We start from the raw sequence: 255 nt of genomic DNA, 5'->3' as shown, positions 1-255 counted from the left end.
ACGATAACGTGGACGTTAAGAAATTTCCGATTTGATCCTTGAAAACTAGATAACGAAACGAAATTGCGTAAATTAGAATTCCTTTAAGCTGAACTTGTGCAAACAAGTGAAGTGAATCAAAGGTAGCTCGAAGGTTGGTCAACCAACCCGAGCAATTGGTTAAGCTACTAAGAGCACACGGAGGATGCCTAGGCGCTAGGAGCCGAAGAAGGACGTGGCGAACAACGAAACTGCCTCGGGGAGCTGTAAGCAAGC

At 45.5% G+C, this 255-nt stretch carries 1 rRNA gene; it reads left to right on the top strand.

The window, feature by feature from the left end:
- Positions 1-157: 157 nt before the first annotated feature.
- Positions 158-255, top strand: a 23S ribosomal RNA gene (locus tag KJS63_RS25930); the annotation flags it as partial.

The sequence above is a fragment of the Paenibacillus sp. J22TS3 genome (assembly GCF_018403205.1).
In the GTDB taxonomy this organism is placed as follows: domain Bacteria; phylum Bacillota; class Bacilli; order Paenibacillales; family Paenibacillaceae; genus Fontibacillus; species Fontibacillus tuaregi.
Note: the sequence above shows the minus strand (reverse complement) of the source record. Positions and strands in the feature narration are given on the sequence as shown.